This window comes from Aliiroseovarius sp. YM-037 (assembly GCF_048060095.1).
GTDB lineage: Bacteria > Pseudomonadota > Alphaproteobacteria > Rhodobacterales > Rhodobacteraceae > JBLUOA01.
This window is the reverse complement of the sequence record NZ_JBLUOA010000004.1, coordinates 167,719-191,137: the sequence shown is the minus strand read 5'-3', so window position 1 is coordinate 191,137 and position 23,419 is coordinate 167,719. Positions and strand designations below refer to the sequence as shown.

Annotated in this window: 25 protein-coding genes; 13 read left to right on the top strand and 12 right to left on the bottom strand. The window is 60.8% G+C overall.

Annotation, left to right across the window (positions count from 1 at the left end; genetic code table 11):
- A partial coding sequence (locus ACEWPJ_RS15565) for a DapH/DapD/GlmU-related protein (protein ID WP_416514037.1) occupies positions 1–202 on the top strand: 202 nt, incomplete at its 5' end.
- Here the strand turns inward: ACEWPJ_RS15565 and ACEWPJ_RS15560 are convergent.
- Entirely contained in the window at positions 199–1,479 is a 1,281-nt protein-coding gene (locus ACEWPJ_RS15560; RefSeq protein WP_416514036.1) for a multidrug effflux MFS transporter, read from the bottom strand. The genes ACEWPJ_RS15565 and ACEWPJ_RS15560 overlap by 4 nt on opposite strands.
- A 7-nt stretch (positions 1,480–1,486) precedes the next feature.
- Between ACEWPJ_RS15560 and ACEWPJ_RS15555 the strand changes: the two genes are divergently transcribed.
- Positions 1,487–2,524: a ligase-associated DNA damage response exonuclease gene (locus tag ACEWPJ_RS15555; protein ID WP_416514035.1), complete on the top strand. Its 1,038-nt coding sequence runs from the start codon at positions 1,487–1,489 to the stop codon at positions 2,522–2,524.
- Positions 2,521–4,116 carry a cisplatin damage response ATP-dependent DNA ligase gene (locus tag ACEWPJ_RS15550; protein WP_416514034.1) on the top strand — a complete coding sequence of 532 codons (1,596 nt, stop codon included), beginning with the start codon at positions 2,521–2,523 and terminating at the stop codon, positions 4,114–4,116. Before ACEWPJ_RS15555 ends, ACEWPJ_RS15550 begins: the two co-directional genes overlap by 4 nt.
- Before the next feature lie 3 nt (positions 4,117–4,119).
- Here ACEWPJ_RS15550 and ACEWPJ_RS15545 read toward each other — a convergent pair whose 3' ends face one another.
- On the bottom strand, positions 4,120–4,599 hold the full coding sequence (locus ACEWPJ_RS15545) for a response regulator (RefSeq protein ID WP_416514033.1): 480 nt from the start codon (positions 4,597–4,599) through the stop codon (positions 4,120–4,122).
- A gap of 88 nt (positions 4,600–4,687) precedes the next feature.
- On the opposite strand from ACEWPJ_RS15545, the gene ACEWPJ_RS15540 reads away from it, so the two are divergent.
- The 4 genes from ACEWPJ_RS15540 (at position 4,688) to ACEWPJ_RS15525 (ending at position 8,470) form a co-directional block, all read left to right on the top strand.
- Positions 4,688–5,263 (top strand): exopolysaccharide biosynthesis protein, encoded by a 576-nt coding sequence (locus ACEWPJ_RS15540; protein WP_416514032.1) that lies wholly within the window; start codon positions 4,688–4,690, stop codon positions 5,261–5,263.
- Positions 5,264–5,437: 174 nt separating this feature from the next.
- Positions 5,438–6,853, top strand: a complete 1,416-nt coding sequence (locus tag ACEWPJ_RS15535; protein ID WP_416514031.1) for a sensor histidine kinase — start codon at positions 5,438–5,440, stop codon at positions 6,851–6,853.
- A complete protein-coding gene (locus ACEWPJ_RS15530; protein ID WP_416514030.1) occupies positions 6,843–7,205 on the top strand; it encodes a response regulator in 363 nt (120 codons plus the stop codon). Before ACEWPJ_RS15535 ends, ACEWPJ_RS15530 begins: the two co-directional genes overlap by 11 nt.
- Before the next feature lie 50 nt (positions 7,206–7,255).
- Positions 7,256–8,470 carry an MFS transporter gene (locus tag ACEWPJ_RS15525; RefSeq protein WP_416514029.1) on the top strand — a complete coding sequence of 405 codons (1,215 nt, stop codon included), beginning with the start codon at positions 7,256–7,258 and terminating at the stop codon, positions 8,468–8,470.
- Here ACEWPJ_RS15525 and ACEWPJ_RS15520 read toward each other — a convergent pair.
- The 5 genes from ACEWPJ_RS15520 to ACEWPJ_RS15500 all read right to left on the bottom strand — a co-directional run bounded on the left by ACEWPJ_RS15520 (position 8,467) and on the right by ACEWPJ_RS15500 (position 12,264).
- Entirely contained in the window at positions 8,467–9,198 is a 732-nt protein-coding gene (locus ACEWPJ_RS15520; RefSeq protein ID WP_416514028.1) for an amino acid ABC transporter ATP-binding protein, read from the bottom strand. The genes ACEWPJ_RS15525 and ACEWPJ_RS15520 overlap by 4 nt on opposite strands.
- Entirely contained in the window at positions 9,195–9,869 is a 675-nt protein-coding gene (locus ACEWPJ_RS15515) for an amino acid ABC transporter permease (RefSeq protein ID WP_416514027.1), read from the bottom strand. Before ACEWPJ_RS15515 ends, ACEWPJ_RS15520 begins: the two co-directional genes overlap by 4 nt.
- Before the next feature lie 4 nt (positions 9,870–9,873).
- Positions 9,874–10,626 (bottom strand): amino acid ABC transporter substrate-binding protein, encoded by a 753-nt coding sequence (locus ACEWPJ_RS15510; protein ID WP_416514026.1) that lies wholly within the window; start codon positions 10,624–10,626, stop codon positions 9,874–9,876.
- A gap of 182 nt (positions 10,627–10,808) precedes the next feature.
- A complete protein-coding gene (locus tag ACEWPJ_RS15505) occupies positions 10,809–11,471 on the bottom strand; it encodes an arylesterase (RefSeq protein WP_416514025.1) in 663 nt (220 codons plus the stop codon).
- Between the two features lie 16 nt (positions 11,472–11,487).
- Positions 11,488–12,264: a DeoR/GlpR family DNA-binding transcription regulator gene (locus ACEWPJ_RS15500; RefSeq protein ID WP_416514024.1), complete on the bottom strand. Its 777-nt coding sequence runs from the start codon at positions 12,262–12,264 to the stop codon at positions 11,488–11,490.
- Between the two features lie 215 nt (positions 12,265–12,479).
- Here ACEWPJ_RS15500 and ACEWPJ_RS15495 point away from each other — a divergent pair, with 215 nt between their 5' ends.
- The 6 genes from ACEWPJ_RS15495 to ACEWPJ_RS15470 all read left to right on the top strand — a co-directional run bounded on the left by ACEWPJ_RS15495 (position 12,480) and on the right by ACEWPJ_RS15470 (position 18,424).
- A complete protein-coding gene (locus ACEWPJ_RS15495; RefSeq protein WP_416514023.1) occupies positions 12,480–14,216 on the top strand; it encodes an extracellular solute-binding protein in 1,737 nt (578 codons plus the stop codon).
- A gap of 102 nt (positions 14,217–14,318) precedes the next feature.
- Complete coding sequence (locus ACEWPJ_RS15490) at positions 14,319–15,380, top strand: ABC transporter ATP-binding protein (protein ID WP_416514022.1); 1,062 nt, start codon at positions 14,319–14,321, stop codon at positions 15,378–15,380.
- A 9-nt stretch (positions 15,381–15,389) separates the two neighbouring features.
- Positions 15,390–16,475, top strand: a complete 1,086-nt coding sequence (locus ACEWPJ_RS15485) for an ABC transporter ATP-binding protein (RefSeq protein ID WP_416514021.1) — start codon at positions 15,390–15,392, stop codon at positions 16,473–16,475.
- A complete protein-coding gene (locus ACEWPJ_RS15480) occupies positions 16,472–17,335 on the top strand; it encodes a carbohydrate ABC transporter permease (RefSeq protein ID WP_416514020.1) in 864 nt (287 codons plus the stop codon). Before ACEWPJ_RS15485 ends, ACEWPJ_RS15480 begins: the two co-directional genes overlap by 4 nt.
- A gap of 13 nt (positions 17,336–17,348) precedes the next feature.
- A complete protein-coding gene (locus tag ACEWPJ_RS15475) occupies positions 17,349–18,146 on the top strand; it encodes a carbohydrate ABC transporter permease (protein WP_416514019.1) in 798 nt (265 codons plus the stop codon).
- Entirely contained in the window at positions 18,146–18,424 is a 279-nt protein-coding gene (locus ACEWPJ_RS15470) for a DUF2160 domain-containing protein (RefSeq protein WP_416514018.1), read from the top strand. The genes ACEWPJ_RS15475 and ACEWPJ_RS15470 overlap by 1 nt, the downstream gene beginning before the upstream one ends.
- Before the next feature lies 1 nt (position 18,425).
- Here ACEWPJ_RS15470 and ACEWPJ_RS15465 read toward each other — a convergent pair whose 3' ends face one another.
- The 5 genes from ACEWPJ_RS15465 to ACEWPJ_RS15445 form a co-directional block, all read right to left on the bottom strand.
- Entirely contained in the window at positions 18,426–19,544 is a 1,119-nt protein-coding gene (locus tag ACEWPJ_RS15465) for a M56 family metallopeptidase (RefSeq protein ID WP_416514017.1), read from the bottom strand.
- On the bottom strand, positions 19,534–19,926 hold the full coding sequence (locus ACEWPJ_RS15460) for a BlaI/MecI/CopY family transcriptional regulator (protein ID WP_416514016.1): 393 nt from the start codon (positions 19,924–19,926) through the stop codon (positions 19,534–19,536). The genes ACEWPJ_RS15465 and ACEWPJ_RS15460 overlap by 11 nt, the downstream gene beginning before the upstream one ends.
- An 86-nt stretch (positions 19,927–20,012) precedes the next feature.
- Complete coding sequence (locus ACEWPJ_RS15455; protein WP_416514015.1) at positions 20,013–20,645, bottom strand: hypothetical protein; 633 nt, start codon at positions 20,643–20,645, stop codon at positions 20,013–20,015.
- Between the two features lie 12 nt (positions 20,646–20,657).
- A complete protein-coding gene (locus ACEWPJ_RS15450; protein ID WP_416514014.1) occupies positions 20,658–22,898 on the bottom strand; it encodes a xanthine dehydrogenase family protein molybdopterin-binding subunit in 2,241 nt (746 codons plus the stop codon).
- A gap of 1 nt (position 22,899) precedes the next feature.
- Positions 22,900–23,361, bottom strand: a complete 462-nt coding sequence (locus tag ACEWPJ_RS15445) for a (2Fe-2S)-binding protein (RefSeq protein ID WP_416514013.1) — start codon at positions 23,359–23,361, stop codon at positions 22,900–22,902.
- Between the last annotated feature and the right edge of the window lie 58 nt (positions 23,362–23,419).

Genomic DNA, 23,419 nt, shown 5'->3' with positions numbered 1-23,419 from the left:
CCGCGATCCGGCAAAGCGGGCGGAGGGTTTGGAAATCGCGCACCCCGTCACCATCGGCGCGAATGTCTGGATTGGCGGCGGGGCGATTGTCTTGCCGGGTGTGTCTGTCGGGGACGGCGCGATTATCGGCGCGGGTAGCGTCGTGACGCGGAACGTTCCGGCCGGGGCGACGGTCGCGGGCAACCCGGCGCGGGTACGTTAGGCGATCGGAACCACCGGCAAATCTTCGCGATAGCGGACCCGGCAGGTCAAGGCGAACGCGCCGAGCGCTGCGGCCAAAAACCCCAACGCAACCGGCGTGACGGTTTCGGCGTAGAACCAGCCAAGCGACACCGCGAACCCGACTGCGATCAGGCTTGAAACCGATGCGATCAGCGCAGCGCCTAGCCCCGCGATTTCGCCCAGCGACACCATCGCCAGCGCGTTGAGGTTGCTGAACAGGATGCCGACGCAAAAGAACATCAAGGACAGAAGGGCCATGAACAGGTGGAAGGGCGGCGCGCCAGCAGTGATCAGCGCAGCCAGCAGCAACAGCCCGCTCGACGCCCCAAGCCCGTAAAGCGCCAGCGCGACCATCCGCGCCATGCCCCAACCCATCACCAACCGGCTGTTGGTAAAGGCCGCGATCCCGACGGCGAGGGCGATGACGGCGAAGTAGAACGGAAAGCTGGTCGCCCTGCCGTAGATATCCGCGAACATGGATTGCGCCGTGCTGAGGAACAATAGCTGCGCACCAAAGGTCAGCCCGGCCGCCCCGGTATAGGCCAGCACATGCGAATGCCGCATGATCCGCACGGCGTTCCGGAACAGTCGGCGCGGGGCGATGGGTATTCGACGCTCCGGCGGTAGGGTTTCGGGTTGGCGCACGGTTAGCCATGCGCCCCCGACGACGGCGGCGGCCAGATATAGCACGAAAATCGCCTGCCATCCCGCGAGTGTCAGTAGTAGCTGCCCGATAGCGGGCGCAACCATCGGGACCAGAATGAGGACAGTAAAGATCAGCGACATGATCTGGGCCATCGCCTCACCCGCGAAACGGTCGCGGATCAATGCGCGGGAGCCTATCTTTGGGCCGGAAACGCCGATCCCTTGGATGATGCGACCGATCAATATCTGCTCCATCGTTTGTGCCGTCATGGCAATGACCGCACCCACGCAGAACAGCGCCAGACCCAGCAGGATTGCCGCTTTCCGTCCGATGGCGTCGCAGAGAGGGCCGAACAAAAGCTCTCCGAATACCATGCCGAAGATGAACATCGTGACGATCAGTTGCGTCGTGTTCGCATCCGCCACGGCAAGAGCGTCGCCCATCGCAGGCAGGGCGGGCAGCACCGCATCAAGGCTGATCGCGGTCAGCGACGTCAGCAGCGAAAACAGCGCGACGAATTCGACCGTGGTGATCCGGGCCTTTTGCATGGCCGCACCGTAGGCGCGATGCCGGATGGCGACAATTGCAAAGCGGCGCGGGGGGCTTATCATTCACCTGATGGTCACGCGTGCGCATAAAAACACGAACGCCGAACGGTTGCTGTTCCCGCGCCCCGAAGGGCTGTTCTGCCCCGATGGCGTGTTCTACATCGACCCCGTGCGCCCGGTGGAGCGGGCCTTGATAACGCATGGCCATGCCGACCATGCCCGCGCGGGGCACAAGCATGTCATGGCGACGCGCCAGACGCTCGACATCATGGAAATTCGCTATGGCGAAGGGTTCTGCGAACAGGCGCAGATCGCTGAATTTGGCGTGCCGGTCGATGTGAACGGGGTTGGCGTCACGTTTCATCCGGCGGGGCATGTGCTGGGGTCGGCGCAGATCGCGCTCGATTTCGGGGGGCTGAGGATCGTCGCGTCGGGTGACTATAAACGCGGCACGGACCCGACCTGCGACGATTTCGTGCCGGTCCCTTGCGAGGTGTTCATCACCGAGGCGACCTTTGGCCTGCCGGTCTTTCGCCACCCGCCGCCACAGGACGAGATTGCAAAGCTACTTGCCTCGCTCTCTGCACAACCCGACCGCGCGCATCTGGTTGGGGCTTATGCGCTTGGCAAGGCGCAGCGGGTGATCCGGTTGTTGCGGGACGCGGGGTATGAGCGGCCGATCTACATCCACGGCGCGATGCGGCGGTTGTGTGATTATTACCAAAGTCAGGGCATCGACCTTGGCGAGCTGGAAGATGCGACGCTGCCCAAGGGCAAGACCGGCGATTTCGCGGGCGAGGTGATCGTCGGCCCGCCCTCGGCCTTTGGCGCGAAATGGGCGCAGCGGTTCGCGGCTCCGCTGATCAGTTTCGCGAGCGGCTGGATGCAAGTCCGCGCCCGGACCCGTCAGCGCGGCGTCGAACTGCCGCTTGTCATCTCGGACCATTGTGATTGGGCAGAGATTACCGAAACCCTCACCGAACTTGGCCCGGAACAGGTCTGGGTCACGCATGGGCGGGAAGAAGCAGTCGTCCGCTGGTGCGAACTCAACCAGATCGCGGCAAAACCCCTGAACCTTGTCGGGTATGAGGATGAGGCGGAGACATGAAGCACTTTGCCGCCCTTCTGGATCGCCTGCTGCTGACACCGTCACGCAATGGAAAACTGGCCGCGCTCGTCGATTATTTTCGCGACACACCGGACCCGGACCGGGGTTATGGCCTCGCCGCGATTGCCCGCACGCTCGACCTGAAATCGGCGAAGCCCGCGCTGCTGCGGCAAATGGTGGCGGAGCAGATCGACCCGGAGCTTTTTGCGCTGTCCTATGACTATGTCGGCGACCTTGCCGAAACCATCGCGCTGATCTGGGAAGGGCAGGGGGAGGCGGTCGATCTGCGACTGTCGGAGATTGTGGCGACATTGCAGGACACGCCGCGCACCAAGGTCGAACCGATCCTGCGAGATATGCTTGATGGGCTGGATGCCTCTGGCCGCTACGCGCTGTTGAAACTCGCGACCGGGGGGATGCGGATCGGCGTGTCGGCGCGGCTGGCGAAACAGGCGCTCGCCGCGTTTGGAGAGGTTGACGTGGCAGAGATTGAAGAGCTTTGGCATGGGTTGGGCCCACCTTACCTCAACCTGTTCGCGTGGCTTGAGGGGCGGGCGGCGAAACCCGCGCAGGCCGGGGAAAGCCCGTTCCGCCCGGTGATGTTGGCGACCGCGCTGGACGATGCGGCGTTTGATGCGCTTGATCCCGCGGATTACCTCGCCGAATGGAAATGGGACGGCATCCGCGTGCAGGTCACGGCAGAGGGTGATACGCGCCGCATCTATTCCCGCACGGGTGATGACATATCCCGCGCCTTTCCCGACATCACCGAGGCGATGGATTTCCAGGGCGCGCTCGACGGTGAATTGCTGGTCGCGCGGCCGGGCGCGAAGGGGCCAGAGATCGCGACGTTCTCCGATCTGCAACAACGGCTGAACCGCAAGACCGTGACGAAAAAGATGATGGCGGAATATCCCGCCTTTGTCCGCGCCTATGATCTGCTGGACGAGGTCGGGGAAAACCTGCGCCCGTTGCCATTTGCCGACCGCCGCGCGCGGTTGGAGCGGTTTTCGGAACGGCTTGACCCCTACCGCTTCGACCTTTCGCCGCTGGTTCCTTTCACCGACTGGGACCACCTGCGCGCCCTGCGTGAAGATTTACCCCATCCGGTGATCGAAGGGTTGATGCTGAAACGGAAGGATGCGCCTTACGTCCCCGGCCGCCCCAAGGGGCCGTGGTTCAAGTGGAAGCGCGACCCGTTTCTGATCGACGCGGTGCTGATGTATGCGCAACGCGGCCACGGCAAGCGGTCGAGTTTCTATTCCGATTACACGTTCGGTGTGTGGTCCGAGGATGGCGAACTCTTCCCCGTGGGGAAGGCCTATTTCGGCTTCATGGATGAAGAGCTGAAAAAGATCGACCGTTACGTGCGCGAAAACACGGTTGAGCGGTTCGGCCCCGTCCGGTCGGTGCGGGCGAGCGTTGACCAAGGGCTTGTCTTTGAGGTCGCGTTTGAAGGGTTGAACCGATCGAAGCGCCACAAATCCGGCCTTGCCATGCGGTTCCCGCGAATTTCGCGGCTGCGTTGGGACAAACCGCCGGGGGAAGCCGACACGCTGAAATCGCTGGAGGCCTTGCTGCCGGAGGACTGACCCTTAGGCCGCGGGCGGATCGTCGTCGAACATGCCAAACCCATCCAGCATTTCACGCAGCGCCTGGGAGGAGAAAGGTTTGGACACCACCTTATCGCCGGGCTTCAAAAAGGGAATCTGGCTCGGTTCATAGGCGGTGACGAAGGCGAAGGGGATGTCACGTTCCCGCAAGATACCAGCGATGGATTTTGAGGTGGTGCCTTGCCCAAGGTTCACGTCGAGCAGGGCAAATTCGAAATTTTCGGCGCGGGCAAGTTCTTCGGCCTGTGTAAGCCGGATCGCGGGGCCGACGACTTCCAGCCCGAACTCTCCGATCAGGTCTGCGGTTTCGAGGGCGACAAGCACCTCATCCTCCACGACCAAAATCCTGCTGACCTGCATTGCATCCCAATGACGTTTCGTCGGGTTGGTTTTGTGATCCGGCGGGGCCGGGCGAAACGTCCCTTCCTGCGCCACAACCACCGAATTGGGATTTGGTTCCATAATTTGACCAAAAGGGCAGGTCGGCCTCGGAACAAGGCGGCAGTTCCGGCGTTGGCTTGATGTCGGATGAAGCACGCGAAAGGCCCGCATGACCGTAACCTCAGTCACGTCAGTTCTTGACCGGGCGCAGGATGTGCTTGGCGATCAGAAGGTGTCGGTCGATGATTTCATCGAAGGGCTGGGGCATGCGTCATTCTCTCCGTTGCTGTTGCTGCCCGCCTTGGCGGTGGTGACGCCGCTAAGTGGGATACCGCTGTTTTCCAGTTTTTGCGGCGTGCTGATCTTTCTGATCTCGGCCCAGATGCTGATGGGGCGAAATCACCTGTGGCTGCCGGCATGGGTCCGGCGCCAGCGAATTGAATCCGCCCGGCTGCGCACGGGTCTTGGCAAAGTAAAAGGTGTGGCGCGATGGTTTGACCGACACCGCAGCGGGCGGTTGCAGTTTTTATTCCACCGTCCATTCATTTCGATCTTGCGCGGCATCTGTGCGATCTGCGGCGTGCTGATGCCGTTTCTTGAGATTGTGCCCTTCTCTTCCTCCCTGCTTGGGGCGGTGGTTTCTGTGCTTGCCATCGCCATGCTGATCCGGGACGGACGCCTTGCGCTGATAGCGCTGCTGGGGCTTTGCGGGGCGGTTATCGGAATCGTTTATCTGATCCCCTAGCGGCATTTACAGTCGGGATTCATCAATTTCTGGGGCATTTTCCCCTGAAATCGCGCAGATATTGTGCTTTTGCCGCGAAATTAACGAATTTTAAGCTGCTCTAGCCAATGTCGATTATTTCACTCATAATTTAATTGCATAACTTTATGATTGATCTGGCTTGGGGGCGCGCGATTGGATCAAGAAACTGACTGGTCAAAGGCCAGTGCAGATACATCAGAACACCTGAAAGCTGCATTGGACAGCTTTCGGCAGGTCGTGGAAAATTCCCCGTTCGGAATTTATACGGTCGATGCCGACTTTAGGCTATCGATGGTCAGTGCGGGTGCCCGGAAAACATTTGACGGCGTTTCCTCTATGATCGGTCGGGATTTCGCAGAAGTCTTGCGGATTATCTGGCCCGAGCCCTTCGCCTCTGGTGCGATCAAGCTGTTCCGCCATACGCTTGAAACCGGAGAGCCGTATCACTCCCCCGCGACGATCGAACGGCGCAGCGATACGGATGAAATCGAATCCTACGATTGGAAGATCGATCGGATGATGCTGCCGGATGGCCGGTTGGGTGTCGTCTGCAATTTCTACGATCTGTCAGAACGCGAACGCTACCAATCCGAGCTGCGCAAGAGCGAGGCGCGGTTCCGCGCGGCGTTTGAAAACGCGGCGGTCGGGATTGCCCATGTCGGCACCGAGGGAAGTTGGCTTCAGGTGAACCAGCGGCTGTGCGATATCCTTGGCTATTCTGAGGAAGAGCTTAATAAACTGACGTTTCAGGATCTGACGCATCCCGACGACCTCGACAAGGACCTGCATCTTCTGAACGACGTTCTGCGGGGCAAGATCGAAGAATACGACATGGAAAAGCGCTATTTCCGCAAGGATGGGGCAGTTGTCTGGGGCAACCTCACCGTGTCTTGCATCCGTCTGGATAGCGGTAAGGTCGACTATTTCATTTCGGTGGTCGAAGACATCACGATGCAAAAAGCGGCGATGGATTGCCAGCGCCTGCTGGTGAATGAACTGAACCATCGGGTGAAAAACAGCCTTGCGACGATTCAGGCCATGGCGTCGCACACCCTGCGGAATGCCACGGACCTTGACGGGTTTGCCGAAACCTTCACCGGACGTTTGCGTGCCATTTCGGCGTCCCATGACAGTATTTTTCAAAGCGGCACGGAAAAGGCGTATCTGAAGCAAGTCATCAAGAACCAGCTTGCCCCTTATGCGGCGAGTGGCGCGGATCGGCTGCGGCTTGACGGGCCGCGCGTGTCGGTTGACGCAAGCTGCGCCCACGCGCTTGGCCTGATTTTTCATGAGCTTGCGACGAATGCCAGCAAATATGGCGCCTTGTCGAATGAAGAAGGGCACATCACCGTCAAATGGGCGATGGACACCGGATCGAACACCGCAACTGTGACGTGGATCGAACAGGATGGCCCACCCGTGGCCCCCCCGGCTGAAATAGGTTTTGGCAGCCGCCTGATCGAAACCTCTGTCAGCGGTGCGCTGAATGGCGGGGCTGATTTCAGCTATGACCCCGCCGGCCTGCGCGTTGTGCTGCGCTTTGCCACAGTGTCCGAAGATGGTTCCTGATCGCCGCGTTCTGATTGTTGAAGACGAGGCTGTCATTGCATTGGATGTTGAGGCGGAGCTGAAAGCGCATGGCTGGCAGATCGTCGGCGTGGTTCATTCATCGGAACGGGCTTTGGACATCCTCAAGACCGAAAAGATCGACGCGGCGGTTCTGGACATCAACCTGAAGAACGACACCTCCTACAGCTTTGCCGATATTTGCAGCACGATGGATATCGCCGTCGTGTTCTTGTCGGGCGATGACGGGCGGTCGCGCCCGCAAAGCCTGATGGACGTGCCGCTGGTCACCAAACCGCTCGACTACGCGGAACTGCATGCCGCTCTGGCGACCGTCGTCCGGCGCGATATCTGACCGCCAAGCCCGCGCTATACAATCCCCGGATTGCCGCCTACGGTCGCGCCATGACCGCGCCCGAGATTCACGACAGCCGATATTCCTGGCTTCGCCTGCTGGTGACGCTGGCCATCGCGACGGTGGCCAATGTCGGCATGTGGGCGGTGATTGTTATCATGCCCGCATTGGAAGCCGAATTTGGCGCAGGCCGCGCGGTCGCGTCGCTGCCCTACACGATGACGATGATCGGGTTCGCCTTCGGCAACATGCTGATCGGGCGCATTGTGGACCGGTTCGGCGTGACGGTGGCGCTGTGTGGCGCGGCGGTGGTGTCGGCGCTTGCGTATCTATGGGCGATTTCGTCGGGCAGTATCATGATGCTCGCCGCGGCGCAGTTGATGTTGGGGCTGGGAACGGCGGTCGGGTTCGGCCCGCTGATCGCGGACATCTCGCACTGGTTTTTGCGACGGCGTGGGATCGCGGTCGCGCTGGTTGCCAGCGGGAACTACCTGTCGGGCGCGATTTGGCCGACGCTGCTGGCCGATATGCTTGCGGAAAGCGGCTGGCGGCAGGTTTACCTGACGCTGGCGCTTGTCACGGTGGCGGTGGTGATCCCGTTGTCGATGCTGCTCCGGCGCAAGCTGCCGGACCTCGCGCATCAGGCGGCACAGGCCAAGGCGACGCTGAACGCGCGATCAACCGGGTTTTCGCCCCGGACGCTGCAATACCTTCTGGGTCTCGCCGGAATCGGTTGCTGCGTCGCGATGTCGATGCCGCAGGTTCATATCGTGTCCTACTGCGTTGGCCTTGGCTACGGCCCGGTTGTCGGGGCCGAGATGCTGTCGCTGATGCTGCTTGGCGGCGTCGTCAGCCGGATCGTGTCGGGCATGGTGGCCGACAAGCTTGGCGGAGTTCTTACCCTGCTGATCGGGTCGACCCTGCAATGTATCGCGCTGTTTCTTTACCTGCCCTATGACGGGCTGGTGTCGCTTTACCTTGTCAGCATGGTGTTCGGGTTGGCGCAAGGGGGCATCGTGCCAAGCTATGCGCTGATCGTGCGGGAATACATGCCCGCGCGGGAAGCCGGGGCGCGGGTCGGGTTCGTTATGATGATGACGATCCTTGGCATGGCGCTTGGCGGTTGGATGTCCGGGTGGATTTACGACGTGACCGGGTCGTATCAGCTTGCCTTCATCAACGGCATTCTCTGGAACGGAATGAACATCGCGATCATGCTGATGCTGCTGGCCCGCGGAAAGCGACAGCAGTTGCAGATGGCCTAGGCGACCCGGCGCAGGAACGCCTTGGTGCGGGCGTCTTGTGGTGCGTCGAACAGCGCGGTGGGCGGCCCCTGTTCGACGATCCGCCCCCCTTCCATGAACAGCACCCGGTCCGCGATTTCGCGGGCGAATTGCATTTCATGGGTGACGATCAACATCGTCTGCCGCTTTTCCGCGACACGGCGCATCAGGTCCAGCACTTCGCCCACCCATTCCGGGTCAAGCGCCGATGTCGGTTCGTCAAACAGCATCAGTTCGGTATCCAGCGCCATTGCGCGGCCAATCCCGACGCGCTGCTGCTGCCCGCCAGACAGGGCCGCGGGGTAAGCGTTTGCCTTATCACTCAGCCCGGTTTCGCTAAGGATCGCGTCGGCGCGGGCGTTCGCCTCAGCCCGTGTTTTGCCTTGGACGGTCACGAGCGCTTCGGTGATGTTTTCCCGGGCGGTCTTGTTGGCGAACAGCGCGTAGTTCTGAAACACGAACGACGTGCGCCGCCGCAGCGCGAGGATATCGGCGCGGCTGGCGTGGGCTGCGTCCACCGTCAGATCACCGATACGGATCACTCCGGCGTCGGGCTTGTCGAGGTAGTTGAGGCAGCGCAGCAGTGTCGATTTCCCGGTGCCAGAAGGGCCGATGATGACGACACGCTCACCTTCCTGAATATCGAGGTTGATGTCCTTCAGAACGGCATTCGCGCCGAAAGACTTGCTAAGGCCAGAGAGGGAGATCATCGCGCGTATGCCTTGTTCAGATAGGTTTCGAGCTGGCGTTGCAGGAACGACATGCCTTCAACGATGATCCAGTACATCACGGCGACGACAAGGAACGCTTCGAAGTAGAGGAAGCTGCCCGCCGCCTCTTTCTGGGTCGCGCCCATCATTTCTGTGACGCCGAGAGTAAAGGCCAGCGACGTGCCTTTCACCATGTCGATGAAATAGTTGATGAGCGTCGGCGCCGCGACCCGCGCGGCTTGGGGCAGCACGATTTGGCGCATCATTTGGATCTGGGTCATGCCGACGGCCTGGCTCGCCTCCCACTGGCTGCGATCAACGCCGAGGATCGCGGCACGGATGCTTTCGGCCATGTAGGCCGAAAAGTGCAGCGTCAGCCCCATGATCGCGGCGGTGACGCCGTTGATATTGGTGAGGAAGCTCAGCACTTGCGGCAGGCCGTAATAGAACAGGAACAGTTGGACCAGCAGCGGCGTGCCGCGGAAAAAGCTGATGAACAGCTTTACTAATGGATCAAGCCCCGGCACCTGAAACACCCGTTCCACCGCCATCAGCGAGGCGAGGATCAGCGCAAGCGCCATCCCCGCCGCCGCCATGCCAAGCGTCAGTGGAACATAGCCCAGAAGGACGGGCACAAGACCCAGCATGTAGTCAAGATCAAGCGCCCGCATCGGGTTACTCCGCCACTGTGATGTCGGTGCCGAACCATTTTTGCGAAATCTCGGCCAGCGTGCCGTTTTCCTTCAGCACCGTGATCGCGGCGTCGAAGTCATCCCGCAGGGCGCGGCCTTCGTCGGTGTCGGGGAACGGCAGGGCGTTCTGGATTTCGCTGAACGGTGCGCCTGCAAGGGCCAGCGGCAGCGGGCTTTGCTGGATCACTTGCGCGGACGACACCCGGTCCATCACAAAGGCATCGACCCGGCCAAGCGCGGTGTCCTGTTCGATGTTGCTTTCGTAGGTCTTGATGTCGATCTCTGCCGCATTGGGCAGATCGTTCAGCAACTGTTCAAAGTTCGACCCAAGGTTCACCGCCACGGTCTTGCCGCTTAGATCATCGGTGCTGCTGATCGTGTCCTCGTTCCCTTGTTTCACCACAACCTGCGCGCCGTCGAAGACGTAAGGTTGAGAAAAGGCGAACTTCGCCTCACGCTCCGGCGTGATGGTGATCTGGTTGGCAATCGTGTCGATGCGCCCGGAATCAAGGGCGCCGATTAGACCGGAAAAGGACATGGTGACAAAGTTCACCTCATGCCCGGTTTCGGCGGCGATGGCGTTGATGAAATCAACCTCAAACCCCTGCAATTCGTCCTGCTGGACGAAGGTGAAGGGGAAATATCCACCGGACATCCCGACATTCACGGTGTCCGCATGGGCGGTGCTGAACGCGGGCAGGGCGGCCAGCGCGGCGATGGCGAGTAGACGGTTCATAGCAATCTCCATTCGTTTCGACGCGGAGATGAACCTTCGATCGATCAACCTCAAGAACGGGCTGGAAAACAGGTCTTAGATTTTTGCTATGCAGGATACAGAAGAACGCGTGTTTCGTTGGAGCTGTCGGAACAGAACATGTGTTTTGGTTTGCGCCTCTCCACGCGTTCCTTGACCGGGTGCTATCGCGCTGAGGCGATGAGGGTCTGCATCTTCGGGCCGAGGAAATCGACGATCTCTCGCACTCCTTCCGCATTTGGGTGCAGCGCGTCGCGTTGCAGATAGCCGCGCACGCGGTCTTGGGTGCCGGCGGCGTCCAGCAAACCCTGGTAGAAGGTCGGAACCAACGGCACGCGGTATTCCGCGGCCAGCCCGCGATACATGTCGTTGAACGCGGTTTGATAACGGGTGCCATGAAGATCGCCCGCCCGGATGCCGACCAGAAGCACCGGCACGTCCCGCGCCGCCGCGAGTGTCAGGATCTGGTCGAGGTTATTGCGCGTAACCGCCGGGTTGATGCCGCGCAGGTAGTCGTTACCGCCAAGCGCAAGGATCATAGCATCGACGTCAGCGGTCAGTAACCGATCCGCCCGCGCCAGCCCATTGCGGGTCGTGTTACCGGACACGCCACCGTTGATGATCGTCGCGGCTTCGCCTGCCTGATCGAGCCACGCCTGCATCTGCGGCACGAACCCATCCCGGCGCGGCAGGCCGTAGCCAGCGGTCAGGCTGTCGCCGAGGGCAAGCACCGTAATCGTTTGCGCGCGGGAGGGTGTGTGGAGCGTGACGGACAGCAGCACGGCAACCAGCAGGCCAAGCAGTCCCGTCCAAAGCCGTTGTTGCATGACTTTCTCCTCGCGGTCAGTTGATCGACGTCCCGGTCACGGTGATAAGCTTCGTGCCGCCATCCTCAAGCGCCTTCGCAAACGGCGCGGGCGGCGTTGCGTCCATCACCACATAGTCAAGATCGCGCACGGCGCAAATGCGGAAGGGTGCGCTGACCTCGAATTTCGACTGATCCGCGACGAGGATTTTCTTTCGCGCATTGGCAAGGATCGCGCGGGCGACGGCGACCTCTCTCGGGTCGAAATCAAGGATCGATCCGTCGGGTTCCAGCGACGATGTTCCGATGATCGCGTAATCGACCTTGTAGTTGGCAATGGCGGCAACCGCGTCTTCGCCCACGATGGCCCCGTCGGACAAGCGCACTTCGCCACCGACAACGATCAGCGACCGCAGGCGGGCTTCGCGCAGGATGTGGACGATATTGATGTTGTTTGACAGGATGGTGAGGTCTTCATGGCGGCGCAGGGCTTCGGCCACCAGTTCGGTCGTGGTGCCGATGTTGAGCGCGACCGACGCGTCGTTCGGAATTAGATCAGCGGCGGCCACTGCGACGGCCTGCTTCTCGGCGATCCGGGTTTCGCGCCGATCCTGATAGGCGAGGGCAGAGGTTGACATCACCCGTCGCGCGCCGCCGTGGGTTCGGATCGCAAGGCCCGCGTCGCAAAGTTCACTTAGATCCCGGCGCACGGTCTGGGTGGTCACATTCCATTCACGAGAGAGCGCGTCAACCTCGACATGGCCCGTATTTCTAAGGGCTTGAAGGATAAATTCCTGCCGGTCGTTGAGGGCCATGCGCGCCCCTTTCGAAATGTTTGTTCGCGCCGCTATAATGTTGATATGAGCATAATTTATTCGATTATGTCCATAGTCATCGACGTCAATGGCGGATTGTTGCGTGGGTCAACGCTGTGACTTCCTACTATAAAATTAGTTGACATGCGCAGATGTTCACACGAACGTGAAGATACCAGATTCGTCTGGCAACAATATTTTTGGGAGGAGAGAAGATGCGCAAGTATCTGATGTCCGCAGTTGCGGCGTCTGCCGTGTTTGCGGGAACAACCTCGGCCTATGCGGACATAGCCGCTGCCGAGCGATGGATCGACGATGAATTCCAACCAGCAGCGATCAGTCGGGATGAACAAGTTGCCGAAATGCAGTGGTTCATCGACGCCGCCGCGCCTTACGCGGGCATGGAGATCAACGTCCTGTCCGAGGGTATTCCGACACACTCCTATGAGTCGGAAGTTCTGGCGAAAGCGTTTGAGGAAATCACCGGGATTAAGGTCAATCACCAGATTCTGGGCGAGGGCGAAGTCGTGCAGGCTGTGCAGACACAGATGCAGACCGAACGGAACCTTTATGACGCCTATGTCAACGACTCCGACCTGATCGGGACGCATTCACGCTTGCAGCTTGCCTATAACCTGACCGACTTCATGGCAGGTGACGGTGCTGCGGTGACGAACCCCGGCCTGGACCTCGAAGACTTCATGGGTATCCAGTTCACGACCGGCCCAGATGGCGACCTTTACCAGTTGCCTGACCAGCAGTTCGCGAACCTTTATTGGTTCCGCAAAGACTGGTTCGACCGCGAAGACCTGCAGGCCGCGTTCAAGGAAAAATACGGCTACGATCTTGGCGTTCCGGTGAACTGGTCCGCATATGAGGACATCGCCGAATTCTTCAGCACCGATGTGAAGGAAATCGACGGCACCACGATCTATGGCCACATGGATTACGGCAAACGCGCGCCTGACCTTGGCTGGCGGATGACCGACGCATGGCTGTCGATGGCCGGCGCGGGATCGGTTGGTGAGCCGAACGGCATCCCGATCGACGAATGGGGCATCCGCATGGAAGCGGGCACCTGTAACCCGGTTGGTGCGTCCGTCACCCGTGGCGGTGCTGCGAACGGTCCGGCGGCTGTCTATGCGATCCGCAAGTGGGACGAGTGGTTACGGGCCTATGCGCCTCCGGGCGCTGCGTCCTATGATTTCTACCAGTCGCTGCCAGCGCTTGCGCAGGGCAATGTGGCGCAGCAGATCTTCTGGTATACGGCCTTCACCGCCGACATGGTGAAGCCGCAATCCGAAGGCAACAACACGGTGGATGAGGATGGTATGCCGCTGTGGCGGATGGCACCCAGCCCGCATGGCCCCTATTGGCAGGAAGGCCAGAAGGTCGGCTATCAGGACGTGGGATCGTGGACGATCCTGAAGTCCACGCCGCTTGACCGCGCACAGGCCGCTTGGCTTTACGCGCAGTTCGTTGTGTCAAAGACCGTCGACGTGAAAAAGGCCCATGTCGGTCTGACCTTCATCCGCGACAGCACGGTGAACCACGAATCCTTCACCGAACGCGCCCCGCGTCTTGGTGGTTTGGTTGAGTTCTACCGTTCGCCCGACCGCGTGCGTTGGTCCCCGACTGGCATCAACGTCCCGGACTATCCGAAGCTGGCGCAAATCTGGTGGCAGCAGATCGGTGACGTGAACTCCGGTGCGTTTACGCCGCAAGAGGCGATGGACCGTCTGGCCGAGGAGATGGACATCACCATGGCCCGGATGCAGGCGGCAGACGAAGCTGCGAACGTCTATGGCGGCTGCGGCCCACGTCTGAACGATGAACAGACCGCGGAATATTGGTACGAGAATGGCGGCGCGAAGCCCCCGCTTGAGAACGAGAAGCCGCAGGGCGAGACCGTCAACTACGACGAGCTTGTCGCGCGGTGGTCCGCGAACTGATCGCTACCGGTCAGGTCTGAAAAACCCGGCTGGGGCCGTCACGGCCCCAGCCTCATGACGACACATCCCAAAACGCAGAAACTCCAACGGCAACGGTGTAGAATGGCCCTCGAACTGCAAGAGATTACCAAGGTTGTGGGGGGGCAGACCCATATCAAGCCGACAACGCTGACCCTTGAGACGGGGCATTTCAACGTCCTTCTGGGGGAAACCGGGGCGGGCAAGACATCCCTTATCAAACTGATGGCGGGCCTTGATCCGATTGCGTCGGGCAAAGTCATCATGGACGGGCAGGATGTCACAAAGCTGACCACGCAAAAGCGCAAGATCAGCCTCGTCCACCAGTTCTTTGTGAATTACCCACATATGACGGTGTACGATAATATCGCCTCGCCCCTTCGGGTGGCTGGGATGGCGAAATCCGAAATTCAAGGCCGCGTGGAAGAGGCCGCCGATATCCTGCAATTGCGCCCGATGCTGAACCGCCGCCCGCATGAGTTGTCCGGCGGCCAGCAACAGCGCACGGCGCTGGCGCGCGCGATTGCCAAGGAAAGCAACGCGGTGTTTCTGGACGAGCCGCTGGCAAACCTCGACTACAAGCTGCGGGAGGAGCTGCGAGAGCAACTGCCCGAGCTTTTTGCAGGGCGCGGCGCTGTCGTGGTGTATGCCACGTCAGAGCCGGAAGAGGCACTGCTGCTTGGTGGGAAAACCGCGCTGATGCAGGACGGCGTGGTCACGCAATACGGCACGACCGCCGACATCTATCGCAAACCCGCGAACCTGATGGCGGCGCAGGTGTTTTCTGATCCACCGATCAACCACGCCTCGGTCGAAAAGCAGGGCGATACGGTGACGATGGGCGACGTAAGCTGGCCGCTGTCGGGCGCGGCGCGGGCGCTGGCCGATGGCCCCTATTCCGTCGCGATCCGGCCGAACTACATCCTGCCCTACAAGACCGATGGCGCGACCGTGCCGCTGGTCGGACGGGTCAGCGTGACCGAACTTAGCGGGTCGGAAAGCAGCGCCCATTTCGACATGGGCAACCAAAGCTGGGTGTCGCTGGCGCATGGGGTTCATCCCTATACGGTCGGCGAAGACCACACGTTTTTCATGAACCCGTCAAAGTGCTTTTATTTCGCGCCTGACGGCACATTCGCGGCATAGGGGACGGATATGGCGAAAATCTCACTCTCCCAGCTGCGGCACAGCTATTACCCGAACCCGACGGGGCCGGAAGACTATGCGCTGAAGGAAATCGACCTCGACTGGGAAGACGGCGGCGCTTACGCGTTACTTGGCCCGTCTGGATGCGGGAAGTCGACATTGCTTAACATCATCTCGGGCCTTCTGGTGCCGTCCGAGGGGAAAATCCTGTTCGACGATCAGGACGTGACAGGCCTGACCCCCGACCAGCGCAACATCGCGCAGGTGTTCCAGTTCCCGGTGATTTATGACACGATGACGGTTTACGACAATCTGGCCTTTCCGCTGCGCAATCGCGGCGTGGACGCCAGCAAAGTCGACGCCCGCGTCCGCGAAATCGCCGAGATGCTGGAGGTCACGGACCTTCTGAAGAAACGCGCCGCCGGCCTTTCCCCTGACAACAAGCAGAAGATTTCAATGGGGCGCGGATTGGTGCGCGACGACGTGAATGTCGTGATGTTCGATGAACCGTTGACGGTGATCGACCCGCATCTGAAATGGAAGCTGCGGTCGAAACTGAAAGAGCTTCACCAACGGGTGCGTGCGACGATGATCTATGTGACCCACGACCAGACCGAGGCGCTGACCTTCGCCGATCAGGTCGTGGTGATGCAGGATGGCGAGGTCGTGCAGATTGGCACGCCGGTCGAACTGTTCGACCGTCCGGCGCATACCTTTGTTGGCCATTTCATCGGCTCGCCCGGAATGAATGTGCTGCCGTGTGAACTCCAGAACGGCGCGGCGCATTTCCAAGGCAACGCCGTGCCGCTGGAAGGACCGGTCAAACCCGGCGCCGATGGCCGGTTGGAGATCGGCGTGCGACCCGAATATGTTTCGGTCGCCAACAGCGGGATCGAGGGGCGCGTGCTGAAAGTGTCCGACATCGGCCGCCACAGCGTTGTCGATACGATGGTGGGCGATCACAAGATCGCGGCGGTGGTCAACGACAACGCGCCCGCGCAGGGCGACGTTGTTCACCTGCAGTTCAAACCGAACCAGACCCGTCTGTACGCGGACGGATGGCTCGCAACCAGCGCCACGGAGGCTGCGGAATGAAAACCGAAAACCAAAAGGCCTGGTTCTTTGTCGCGCCGGTTCTGATCCTCGTCGCGTTCAACGCGCTGATCCCGATGATGACGGTGGTCAACTATTCGGTGCAGGAGACATTCGGCAACAACCTGTTCTTCTGGCAAGGGCTTGATTGGTTTGAACAAATCTTGCGCTCCGAACGGTTCCACGCAGCACTAGGAAGGCAATTCCTGTTCACCGGGCTGATCCTTATCATCGAAATCCCGCTTGGGATTGCGATTGCCCTGTCGATGCCGCGCAAGGGGATCTGGGTGCCGGTCTGTCTGGTGACGATGGCACTGCCGATGCTGATCCCGTGGAACGTGGTTGGCGCGATGTGGAACATCTTTACACTGCCGGATGTCGGGCTGATGGGGTATTTCCTGAACCACGTTGTTGGGATTGATTACGACATGACCCAAGACCCGATCGCGGCATGGGTTACGATCATAACGATGGATGTCTGGCACTGGACCTCGCTTGTCGTGCTGCTTGCTTATGCGGGCCTCGTGTCGATCCCCGACGCATATTATCAGGCGGCAAAGATTGACGGCGCGTCGAACTGGTCGGTGTTTCGATTCATCCAGTTGCCGAAGATGAAGAACGTCCTGACCATCGCGATCCTGTTGCGGTTCATGGACAGTTTCAACATCTACACCGAACCCTTCGTTCTGACGGGCGGAGGGCCGGGCAATTCGACAACATTGCTGTCGATTGATCTGGTCAAGATCGCGCTGGGGCAGTTCGACCTTGGTCCGGCGGCGGCGATGTCACTTATCTATTTCGCAATCACGCTTTTGGTCAGTTGGCTGTTCTACACGCTGATGACCAAAGACGACCTGAATTAAGGGAAGACACATCATGCGGAAACGGTCCATAGTTCCGATCCTCTACATCCTCTTCCTGATGCTGCCGATCTACTGGCTGGTCGCGATGAGCTTCAAGACAACAAACGAAATCCTGTCAGGCTTTTCGCTGTTCCCGCAGACCTTCACGCTCGACGCCTACAAGACGATCCTGACCGACCCGACCTGGTATTGGGGCTATATCAACTCGATCATCTACGTGTCGATCAACACGGTGATCTCGATCTGCGTGGCGCTGCCGGCGGCCTATGCGTTTTCGCGCTACAGGTTCCTTGGCGACAAGACACTGTTCTTCTGGCTGTTGACCAACCGGATGGCGCCTGCGGCGGTCTTCGCGCTGCCGTTCTTCCAGCTTTATTCGGCGATGGGGCTGTTTGACACGCACCTCGCGGTCGCGCTGGCACATTGCCTGTTCAACATCCCGCTCGCCGTCTGGATTTTGGAAGGGTTCATGGGCGGCGTCCCGAAGGAACTGGACGAAACCGCCTATGTCGATGGCTATTCCTTCCCGCGGTTCTTCATCACCATCTTCATCCCGACGATCAAGGCGGGGGTCGGGGTGGCTGCGTTTTTCTGCTTCATGTTTTCGTGGGTGGAACTGCTGTTGGCGAAAACCCTGACAGCGGTCGAGGCCAAGCCGATTGCCGCGACGATGACCAAGACCGCGTCAAGCGCGGGGTATGAGCTTGGGCTGCTGGCGGCGGCGGGCACGCTGACGATCATTCCGGGCGCGATCGTGATCTATTTCGTCCGCAACTACATCGCGAAGGGCTTCGCGATGGGGAGGGTGTGATGCTGGGATGGATGGCATGGACGTGGCCGACAGCGCTGTTCTTCATCGCGCTGTTCACCGCGATGGGGATCATCACTGTGATCGAAATACGCAAACCCGGAACGAGCGAACGCAAGGGCGCGCTTGGCCTGACCACGACGCGGGGCGACCGGCTGTTCCTCAGCCTGCTCGGCAGCAGCTACATCTTCCTGATGTGGCTGGGCCTGTTCGGCACACCGCTGTGGATACCGCTGGGGCTTGCGCTGGCGTGGGGCGTGTTCTGTTTCGCTAAGGTCTGACCTACTGCGCGGTGGCTGCCGCGCGGCGATTGCGTTCGTTCAGCCGTTCCAGGTTGGCGACGGAACTCAGCATCAGGCGGTCATGGCTCCACCCGGCGCGGTTCTGGAACGCGATGGTGCCGAGCGCGACGCTGCTGACGATCCCCACGATCAGCGCGGCCGAGATCAGCGCCGGTGGCCGCTTCCGTTCACCGTTGGCCAGCACCGTGATGCGTTCGGCAAGGCCGGTCTTGACCGATTTCGGAAACAGCTTGCTGCGCCCAATGAACGGCACCGAGAACGCCTGCGGCGACGGCACACCCTGCTGTGAAAATGCCTGCCGCGCGACGCGCAGAAGGGCGCGGGCGTAGTGTTTCGGGTCACACCCGGAGCGTTTCAGATACTCCAGATCGCAAGTGTATTCGCGCAGTTTGCGCAGCTTCATCGACATGATCCAGAAGCCGGGGTTCAGCACGAACAGGGGCGAGGCGAGGGCGGTTAGCACCTCGATCTCGATATCGCGCTGCCGGATATGCTGGAATTCATGCCCGATGGAGATTTCGACCGCCTTGCTGTCAAGCAGCAGGCTTTGCGGCAGAACGACGTAGTGGTTGCGCGGCCCGCGGGTCGAAAACGGCACCTTCGCGCGCGAGGATACGACAACCCGCACCCGGCCGATCCTGCGGATCACGACGCCGCCCCGGATCAGCCGGCAGATGCGGATCAGGTTGACCCCGACATAACCCGCCCGCGCGATCATCGCCGTCACCACGAACGCCGCCGCCGCCAGCAGCCAGCCGCTGTTCCCGGACACGATGCCATCCACGACGGTCTGCCGCATCGACAGCAAGTCGTTCATCCCGACCGCCGACATGGAGATATTGCCCCTGAGGTATTGCGCGACAAGCAGGTCGGACACCTGCGGCGTGTTCGGGCCGACGACGGTTTCGGTCACCGGAACCAGAAGCGGCAGAACCAGCAACGCCAGAAGCGAGGTCATGACGATCTTCAGCCGCGTGCCATAGGCGCGGCGATACCCGGCGGCCAGCAGGACGGCTTCGAAGACCAGAACGACCAGTGCCGCGACCAGCAGCGCAAGGTTAGCATCGATGACAAAATTCAAAACGGTTTCAAGTCGCATCACGTCCCAGCCTTTCGTCAATAATCGAACGGATTTCCGCAATCGTCTCGTCGCTTAGGTCTTCATCCTCGACCAGCCGCGCGACCAGCGCGGAGGGGGTGCCATCAAACAGCGATTTTGACATTTCACGGATCGACCGACGCTCATACGCGTTCTTCTCGACATTTGGCCTGTAGGTCAGTGTGCGGTCGCCCTTTTCAGAGACAACATATCCCTTGCCTTCCAGCACCTTGAGCACCGTGGCGACCGACGTGTAGGCGCGCGGTGGATGCCCCGTCAGGGCCGAACAGACATCGCGAACTGTGCCCTGTCCAATCGACCAGAGCACCTTCATGAACTCAAGCTCGACCTCGGTCAGAAGTTCGGTTTTCCGTCTGGCCATGAAACGCATCCGTTTGTCACACCACGGCAAAAATAGTAGTCGACGGGATGCGCGTCTGGCAACTTAAACCTTGGCGAAAACCGCTCTCAGTCGTCTTCGCAGGGCATTCCGGCGGCGACCCATGTGACCGTGTCATCCAGATGAGTTTGCAGGTCGTAGGGTGCCGGTTCGCGCCCGCCGCCGGGGTTGAAGCCCCAGGCGATGAAGCCGCCGACCGCGGCGTCATGGGTGATGTGTTCGATCAGGCCCGCGCCATCGCGCCCGCCGTTCCGTTCAGGGTCACGGACTTGCGCGCAGATTTCGGGGGAAGTTTTGCCGACCCACATGAATTCCAGCGGCGCAAGTTGCCATTCGAGGCCCGCATGGGGTGGGGCATGGGGCACCGTGTTGGGGCTGTCCGATGTGATGTGGCAGGTCGAACACAGCAGGTATTCCGCGCCGATACGGCTTTCGCCAGCGTCGATGTTCATGCCGTGAACGCGGGCAAGATCGCCGTCCCCCGTCGCCCAAAGCGGGATGTTATCCTCGCCCACATGGCAATTGACGCAGCGGGGGTGGGAAAATACGTCGTGAAGCCGCGCCCATGCCTCTAACCCGTCGTCTTCGGTGACGGAGCCTTCGGGCATGTCTTTCACCTCAAGCGACGTGTTTTCGGCCAGGGCTGGCGTTCCGGCGAACAGGGCAGACAGAAGGATTAGCGTCGATTTGGCATGGCGCATCTGGTCGGCCCCTTAAACGAAGTCGATGAATTTGTTGAACGGCATTTCGCGCAGCCGCTGGCCGGTCGCCGCGAAAATCGCATTAGCAAGCGCGGGGGCCGCGGGCGGGACCGGAGGTTCGCCAATCCCCCGGATCTGCGGCGCGTTTTCCAGCCCGCGCACTTCGATTTCGGGGCATTGGTATAGCCGCATCGCCTCGTGCGCGTGGTAGTTCGTTTGCTGCGCCATCCCGTCGGAATAGGTGATTTCGCAGTTCATCGCGTGGCCCAGGCCCCAGATCACGCCGCCTTTGACGAGGTTGTCGAAATTCACCGGGTCGATGATCTTGCCCACATCGACGGCGATGAACACCTTGTCGATCCTGATACCACGATCCGTCATCGTGACCTCGACCACCTCGGCCACGGGGACGCCGAAGGATTCAACCATCGCAACACCGCGCCCCCGGTTTTCGCCAAGGTCGCTGCCCCAGTTCGACATGTCGGCGGCGGCCCCAAGCACCCTCCGGTGAATGTCGTTGTTGCAAAGACGGATGCGTTCTTCCATCGGGTCGGCCCCGGCGGCGAGGATCAGTTCGTCCAGAAACCCCTCGGCGAAGAACCCGCCGGAGGACGCGCCGACCGATCGCCAGGAACTCGTCGGCGCAAGCTCCGGCACCTTGTAGGCCCGCACGCGCAGGTTCGGGATCGCGTAGGGCATGTTCCACGCGCCGGCCGGTATCTGCGCGTCGGCCCCCGGTTGCGGTTGCCCCAGTCGTGCGGTTTGCGAGGCGGAGGAGGACACGGTCGCGATATCAAGCGCCCAGGCATCGACCTTGCCATCCTTCACCGAGCCGCGTGACCGGGACATGCCGATCTGGCGGGGGAAGTCGTGGGCGAAGTCATCCTCTCGGCTGAAGGTCAGCTTGACCGGCGTGCCCTTAATTTGAGCGGCGATTTCGGTGGCGAGCGTGATGTTCTCAAACTCCAACCGATGGCCAAAGCTGCCGCCGACGAACTGGTTGTGAAAGATCACCTGTTCAGGCTCACACCCGGCGATGGCCGCGACCTTCTGTTGCGCAAAGCGCTGAAGCTGGTGCCCGACCCAGATTTCCGCGCCGCCCTCATCGACCCGAACAATCGCGCTGATCGGTTCAAGCGGGGCGTGGGCGACATAGGGCACGCGGTATTCGGCTGTGATGGTATCGCCGTTGCCAAGGCTGGCCTCGACATCCCCGTCGGTGCGCCATTCGGCGTCGAGCCGCTTTTCGGTAAAGCTGCTTGCGGCCGCATCCCAATGGCCTTCCATCTCTGCAGGGTAGGGGGCGGGCGCCCAGTCTAATTCGATCGCGTTCGCGGCCTGAAACGCGCGCCACGTGTTGTCGGCAATGACCGCGACGCCATTCGTGACGGGCACCACCTTCTGCACGCCGCGCATCGCCTCGGCGGTGCTGGAATCATAGCCGTTCATCGCGCCGCCCTGACGTGGATTGACCCGGATCGCGGCATGGACCATGCCCTCGACCTCCAGGTCGATCCCGTATTTCAGCGTGCCGGTGGATTTCGCGACGATGTCGCTGCGCATCATCGGCTTGCCGATCAGCCGCCACTTGCTCGGGTCGCGCAGGGCGACGTCAGATACCGGTTCGATCCCAGCGGCAACCCCGGCGAGGTCGGTGTATTTCAACGCGGAGCCGTCCGACAGCTGCACCGCTGCATTCGCCGTCGTCAGCTGTTCGACTGGAATGCCCGATTGCTCTGCCGCCGCGCGCTTCAGCGTTTCGCGGGCGACCGCGCCCGCCATCCGAAGTTTTTCATACTGGTCGGGCACGCTGCTTGAGCCACCCGTCGCCATCACGCCGATCACCTTGACGACCGCCCCTGCGACATCGCGCATGGTTTCGGCCATGAAACTGTCGTCAAATGACGCGAATGGCACGGCCTCTTCCGCAAGCGCGGTATTGTAATAGGCGGGGCTGGGCTGGCCGAAGGACACCTCGAACTGGCCGAACTCAAGGTCCAGTTCCTCCGCGATCAAAGCGGCCTGCATCGAGGTGACGCCTTGCCCGGAGTCCGTATGCGGCGCGATCAAAGTGATCTGTTCCGGCGTGATCTTGACGTAGGGATTGAACGTCGCCTCACCTTCCTCCAACCCATTGGCAAGCGGGTTGTCATGCGGGCGTTTCACCATATAGGTGCCGAACGCCACGCCGCCGAGCACGGCCACGCTGCCGATCAGAAACGTGCGTCTTGCGATGGTTCTTGCGCGTCCCATGCTATGCCTCTTGCAGCTTGACGGCGGCGGTTTTCACCGCCTCGCGGATACGTGGATAGGTGCCGCAGCGGCAAAGATTCCCGCTCATCACGATGTCGATGTCTTGGTCGGTCGGTTCGGGGTTCAGGTCCAAAAGCGACGCGGCCTGCATGATCTGCCCCGACTGGCAATAGCCACATTGCGCGACCTGATGTTCGACCCACGCCGCCTGCACCGCGTGAAGCGTTTCCGGTGTGCCGAGCCCTTCGATCGTGGTGATTTCGCTTTCGCCGACCGATGCAGCGGGCACCTGACAACTGCGCACGGCGAGCCCGTCCATATGCACGGTGCAGGCGCCGCATTGCGCGATGCCGCAGCCATATTTGACCCCGGTGATGCCAAGTTCGTCGCGCAAAACCCACAGAAGCGGCATATCGTCTTCGACGTCGACCTCATGGGTTTGGCCGTTTACAGTAAGCTGCATTGAGACACTCGATTGTATGACTGGACAATATTTGTAATTATGTCCAAATTGGTAACGC

Excerpts from the sequence above, each read along its gene's own strand:
- ACEWPJ_RS15450 (WP_416514014.1), bottom strand. The coding sequence starts at position 22,898 with ATGGGACGCGCAAGAACCATCGCAAGACGCACGTTTCTGATCGGCAGC.
- ACEWPJ_RS15545 (WP_416514033.1), bottom strand. The coding sequence starts at position 4,599 with ATGGAACCAAATCCCAATTCGGTGGTTGTGGCGCAGGAAGGGACGTTT.
- ACEWPJ_RS15515 (WP_416514027.1), bottom strand. The coding sequence starts at position 9,869 with ATGCGGGCGCTTGATCTTGACTACATGCTGGGTCTTGTGCCCGTCCTT.
- ACEWPJ_RS15555 (WP_416514035.1), top strand. The coding sequence starts at position 1,487 with ATGGTCACGCGTGCGCATAAAAACACGAACGCCGAACGGTTGCTGTTC.
- ACEWPJ_RS15530 (WP_416514030.1), top strand. The coding sequence starts at position 6,843 with ATGGTTCCTGATCGCCGCGTTCTGATTGTTGAAGACGAGGCTGTCATT.
- ACEWPJ_RS15460 (WP_416514016.1), bottom strand. The coding sequence starts at position 19,926 with ATGGCCAGACGGAAAACCGAACTTCTGACCGAGGTCGAGCTTGAGTTC.
- ACEWPJ_RS15485 (WP_416514021.1), top strand. The coding sequence starts at position 15,390 with ATGGCGAAAATCTCACTCTCCCAGCTGCGGCACAGCTATTACCCGAAC.
- ACEWPJ_RS15475 (WP_416514019.1), top strand. The coding sequence starts at position 17,349 with ATGCGGAAACGGTCCATAGTTCCGATCCTCTACATCCTCTTCCTGATG.
- ACEWPJ_RS15525 (WP_416514029.1), top strand. The coding sequence starts at position 7,256 with ATGACCGCGCCCGAGATTCACGACAGCCGATATTCCTGGCTTCGCCTG.
- ACEWPJ_RS15540 (WP_416514032.1), top strand. The coding sequence starts at position 4,688 with ATGACCGTAACCTCAGTCACGTCAGTTCTTGACCGGGCGCAGGATGTG.
- ACEWPJ_RS15510 (WP_416514026.1), bottom strand. The coding sequence starts at position 10,626 with ATGAACCGTCTACTCGCCATCGCCGCGCTGGCCGCCCTGCCCGCGTTC.
- ACEWPJ_RS15465 (WP_416514017.1), bottom strand. The coding sequence starts at position 19,544 with ATGCGACTTGAAACCGTTTTGAATTTTGTCATCGATGCTAACCTTGCG.
- ACEWPJ_RS15445 (WP_416514013.1), bottom strand. The coding sequence starts at position 23,361 with ATGCAGCTTACTGTAAACGGCCAAACCCATGAGGTCGACGTCGAAGAC.
- ACEWPJ_RS15505 (WP_416514025.1), bottom strand. The coding sequence starts at position 11,471 with ATGCAACAACGGCTTTGGACGGGACTGCTTGGCCTGCTGGTTGCCGTG.
- ACEWPJ_RS15480 (WP_416514020.1), top strand. The coding sequence starts at position 16,472 with ATGAAAACCGAAAACCAAAAGGCCTGGTTCTTTGTCGCGCCGGTTCTG.
- ACEWPJ_RS15500 (WP_416514024.1), bottom strand. The coding sequence starts at position 12,264 with ATGGCCCTCAACGACCGGCAGGAATTTATCCTTCAAGCCCTTAGAAAT.
- ACEWPJ_RS15560 (WP_416514036.1), bottom strand. The coding sequence starts at position 1,479 with ATGATAAGCCCCCCGCGCCGCTTTGCAATTGTCGCCATCCGGCATCGC.
- ACEWPJ_RS15550 (WP_416514034.1), top strand. The coding sequence starts at position 2,521 with ATGAAGCACTTTGCCGCCCTTCTGGATCGCCTGCTGCTGACACCGTCA.
- ACEWPJ_RS15470 (WP_416514018.1), top strand. The coding sequence starts at position 18,146 with ATGCTGGGATGGATGGCATGGACGTGGCCGACAGCGCTGTTCTTCATC.
- ACEWPJ_RS15495 (WP_416514023.1), top strand. The coding sequence starts at position 12,480 with ATGCGCAAGTATCTGATGTCCGCAGTTGCGGCGTCTGCCGTGTTTGCG.
- ACEWPJ_RS15455 (WP_416514015.1), bottom strand. The coding sequence starts at position 20,645 with ATGCGCCATGCCAAATCGACGCTAATCCTTCTGTCTGCCCTGTTCGCC.
- ACEWPJ_RS15520 (WP_416514028.1), bottom strand. The coding sequence starts at position 9,198 with ATGATCTCCCTCTCTGGCCTTAGCAAGTCTTTCGGCGCGAATGCCGTT.
- ACEWPJ_RS15490 (WP_416514022.1), top strand. The coding sequence starts at position 14,319 with ATGGCCCTCGAACTGCAAGAGATTACCAAGGTTGTGGGGGGGCAGACC.